This is a genomic window from Candidatus Jordarchaeum sp. (assembly GCF_052745115.1).
Genome location: NZ_JBRAKS010000327.1, coordinates 1 through 4,203 on the forward strand (window position 1 = coordinate 1; position 4,203 = coordinate 4,203).

Consider the following 4,203-nt stretch of genomic DNA (forward strand, 5'->3'; position numbering starts at 1 on the left):
TTTTAAACTGATAGTAAATTTTATATGGATACAAAATAAAAAATTAGAAATTCAAATTAAAATTAAATAAATTGGTGATTAATAGTTGGTGAAAGTTCCAAATGTTCTCGCAATTGATGCTGGCGGTACGATGACCGATACAATCGTGATAGATGATGAGGGTCGTTTTACTATTGGTAAGGCACAGAGCACTCCTTACAATGAGTCCATAGGGTTTCTGGCCTCGTTGGATAATGCTTTGGGTTACTGGGATATGAAAACTGAATACGCTATTTCCAGTCTTGAAACTGCTATTTATTCTGGAACTACTATGCTTAACAGGGTGCTTGAGAGGAAAGGCAGTAAAGTGGGAGCCATAGTAACAAAGGGAATGGAGCATTATTTCCGCTTGGAGAGAGCCAAACAAACCTACATGGGCTACTCCTATCAAGACCGGTTCCACGCTGCCACCCACATTCACAATGAACCGCTTATACCAGAGGAGTATATTCGAGGCGTCAGGGAAAGAATAGACGTTATGGGCGATATTGTAATACCCTTATATGAACACGAGGTTAAGCCAGCGGTTGAACAACTATTAGACCAGGGAGTTGAAGCTATCGTTATTAATTTTATCTATTCCTATAGAAACGGGATTCATGAGAGCAGAGCAAAGGAAATAGCTCAACAAGTATTAGCAGAGAGAAAAGTGAATATCCCCATTATAACTGCCTCTGAATTCCATCCTATTAGAGGCGATTTTCCGAGAATGAATGTGGTAACCTTGGAAGCCTACGCAGCCGAAGGTTCAAGAGCTCAACTGAGAAAAATTGATCAGGAGCTGAAAAAGCGAAAGTCAAAATTCGACCTCAGGGTTTATGTCCAGTCATGGAGGGGCAATTAGCATAGAAACAAAACAGTTGATTCGCTCCATGACTTCTGGTCCCATAGGCGGAATAATTGGAGGAAAATATCTGGGCGAAGTCTTAGGCATAAATAACATTGTGTGCACTGATGTCGGTGGAACAAGCTTTGATGTAGGCCTGATTACTGACGGAGAATACACCGTTGAGGCGAACCCCGAAATAGGAAGATTTCTAATCAATATGCCCATGGTGGCTACAGAGAGTCGGGGGGCAGGTATGGGAAGCTATGTGAGGGTGGATCCCATTTCTAAGAGGATAGAGATTGGACCAGAAAGTGCTGGTTACCGCATTGGAGTTTCATATAAGGAGGGTGGAGTAGAATGGCCCACCATTACGGATTGTGAGGTCATCCTTGGAGTTCTGAATCCAGACTACTTTTTAGGTGGAGAAATAAAACTAAACAAGGAAAAAGCGTATGAAGAGATAGAAAAACAAGTGGCATCCGAACTGGGTTTAGACACTTATGATGCCGCTGCGGGAATTGTAGAGTTACTGGAGACTCAGATGAGGGATATTGTTTACGGGGCAATACTGGGGAGAGGCTACTCGCCAGTGGACTATGTGTTACTGTCCTACGGTGGAGGGGGTCCCGTTATGGCAGCGAATTATACCCGGGAAATTCCATTCCTAGACGTCTTGGTTCCTAGTTGGGCAGCCGCTTTTTCAGCCTTTGGGTGCGCCTGCGGGAATCTGGAGGCCAGAAGAGATCGCTCATCGGATCTTCCAATCTGGTATAATGCTGATGATAATTTTAAAGGTTTTATGGGTTCACTGGTTACTGGATTCTGGGACTCTCAGAGGGAAGAATGTTTTAAGGAATTAATAGATGCAGGTTGTGAAAAAGAGAAAATAACCTTTCATCCTTATGCCAGAATGCAGTATGCTGGTCAGCTAACCGACTTGGAATTTCCGTCTCCCATAGCTAAGATATCCACTGGAAAGGATATGGATAAAGTGATTGAAACCTTTGAAAAGCACTATGAAAAGATTTACGCCCGAAGCGCAAAAATCCCCGAAGCCGGATACTACTTCACATACGCCATAGGAATTGGGCGATATCCTGTGAAAAAACCAGCATTATACAGAGAGGAGAAGAAGGGTGCAAAGCCCCCCGAAGAGGCTTTCAAGGGCGAGAGAGATGTTTACTGGAGAGGTCAATGGTCAACCGGAGAAGTGTACGAAATGCATCTACTAAATACGGGAAACAAAATAAATGGGACAGCAGTTGTAGAATCTCCCAACACCACTCTTTTCCTGCCCAACGACTGTTCAGCTTACCTAGATGAGTATCGAATATTTCACATAAGGAGGAAGTGAGCGAAGTGTCACAAAGCTTTGTTAGAGAACCACACCTGGTGGAGATAGAGGGAGCTGAAGGCTCGAGAGCCAGAAAAATTGGATGGAAAGGTAAAACCCTAAAAGAAATGTTGGAGGAATCCGAGGAACTTTTTCAAAAAACCAGAAGATACCATGGACTAGAAATATTGGAATATAAGGAGCAGAACCCATTGGTGTACGAGCGGGTGTTCGCACTCATCAGAGGTGCCCTAGTTAGTGCCCGAGAAACATCCATGAACATATCCGCCTCGCCCATCGTTCAGGAGCTGGGAGAACTGTGCTTTACTCTCTATAGTCCCGAGGGTGATACCATTGCAATATCCACGGGAATAATCACCCACGTAAGAACCATGAGCGATGCTATAAAATGGATGATAAGAAACGGTTACGAGGATAATCCGGGAATAGCGCCGGGCGATGTTTTCTGTAATAACGATGTCTTCATAGGTAATTGCCACACCGCGGATGTCCACACCATAAAGCCCATCTTCTGGAAAGGAGAACTGGTGGCGTGGGCCGGAGCCTGCATACACGGTCTAGACATAGGAGCAGTAGTTCCAGGTACGGCGCCTGTGGGGCCCACCACCTGCTACGAGGAAGGATTGAAGGCTCCCTGCGAAAAAATCGGTGAGAATGACACAATTTACAGTTATTGGGAAGTGAGATGCGAACGGCTTATCCGAAATCCTATTTACTGGAAACTGGACGAGAAAGCCAGACTGGCTGGATGTGACATTATTCGAAACGCGGTTCACAAAGTAATAAACGAGATTGGAATAGACAACTTCAAACGCTTTATTCATGAATCCATAGAAGACGGCAGACTAGCAGTATTAGAAGTTATTAAAAGAACTATGATCCCTGGACGCTACCGCTCCGCTTCGTTTGGTGACGTAACCTTTAAGGGCTCAAAAAGAGTGCCTGCCAGAGCGGCTAAGGACACCGTGATGCATATGCCTATGGAGATGACCATAAAACCCGATTGCAACATAGTAATCGATTTTGATGGGGCTTCAAAATGGGGCTATCACTCCTTTAATGCTTCACCTAGTGCCGTTTATGGTGGCCTTTACTCTATCAGCTCAGAAATTATCTGGCCCAGTGATAAAATAAACGCAGGTCTGTCTCTAGTGTTTGAACTCAAACTTCCATACGGATCAATTCTTAATCCGGAATCCACGCTTCCCTGTACAGTCTTCTCTTGGGGTTCGTTTATTACAGGTCTCAATGGTCTGTTTAGGTCTTATAGTAGAGGATATTTCTCCAGAGGATTTATCGAAGAGGTTTTGGCGGGGATGACTGTGTGCCACAACTTGATGTCTGGTGGTGGGAAGGATCATCTGGGTCAGGAATCTGCGATGTTCAACTTTGAGTTTGCAAGTTCGGGTCTCGGGGCAAGAGCCTTTGACGATGGTTTGGATCACGCCTTTGCCATGTTTAATCCGGAGGCCGACATGGGTGACGTTGAGTTGTGGGAAATAGTGGAACCATTACTGTATTTGGGTAGGAGGGTTCAGCCCAACTCTGCGGGTCCCGGAAAGTTTCGGGGAGGCAACGGCTTCGAGTCTGTGCGTATGCTGTGGAAAACCAATAATTATGAGTTAATGTGGATGGGAACCAGCATATTTGCCAGCGGGGGACTTTTTGGAGGCTACCCCGGTGCTGCAGGCTACAGACGCGAAGTACATAACACCAACATGATGGAACTCATTAAAAACAAGGAACCCTATCCTTTCCGAGAATTTGACCCGGAAAACTCTGAAATAAGAAAGTATGTGAAAGGCAACTATGTGTATGAGAAGAGAATGATTATTCCGCCAGAAATTCTTTTCAATCAGGGAGACCTCTATATAAATCCGGTAAAAGGTGGAGACGGGTATGGAGACGTTTTAGAGAGGGATCCTGAGAGGGTTCACAACAGTAGAAAGATTTAATGATAAATAATACCATTCTTGGACTT

At 44.7% G+C, this 4,203-nt stretch carries 3 protein-coding genes; all 3 read left to right on the forward strand.

Features of this window, described 5'->3' with window-relative positions; all coding sequences use genetic code 11:
• Nucleotides 1-88: 88 nt before the first annotated feature.
• Genes ACUVXA_RS17075 through ACUVXA_RS17085 form a run of 3 tightly spaced genes read left to right on the forward strand, consistent with a single transcriptional unit; the run spans nucleotide 89 to nucleotide 4,177 of the window.
• Nucleotides 89-883 carry a hydantoinase/oxoprolinase N-terminal domain-containing protein gene (locus tag ACUVXA_RS17075; protein ID WP_445872498.1) on the forward strand — a complete coding sequence of 265 codons (795 nt, stop codon included), beginning with the start codon at nucleotides 89-91 and terminating at the stop codon, nucleotides 881-883.
• Nucleotides 858-2,222, forward strand: coding sequence for a hydantoinase/oxoprolinase family protein (locus tag ACUVXA_RS17080; protein ID WP_445872496.1), 1,365 nt, complete (start codon nucleotides 858-860; stop codon nucleotides 2,220-2,222). The genes ACUVXA_RS17075 and ACUVXA_RS17080 overlap by 26 nt, the downstream gene beginning before the upstream one ends.
• The gene (locus ACUVXA_RS17085) at nucleotides 2,219-4,177 is read left to right on the forward strand and encodes a hydantoinase B/oxoprolinase family protein (RefSeq protein ID WP_445872497.1); all 1,959 of its coding nucleotides are present in this window, start codon (nucleotides 2,219-2,221) and stop codon (nucleotides 4,175-4,177) included. The genes ACUVXA_RS17080 and ACUVXA_RS17085 overlap by 4 nt, the downstream gene beginning before the upstream one ends.
• Nucleotides 4,178-4,203 lie beyond the last annotated feature (26 nt).

What these genes read in the sequence shown, in the direction of transcription:
- ACUVXA_RS17080 (WP_445872496.1), top strand. Translation starts at nt 858, where the DNA reads ATGTCCAGTCATGGAGGGGCAATTAGCATAGAAACAAAACAGTTGATT.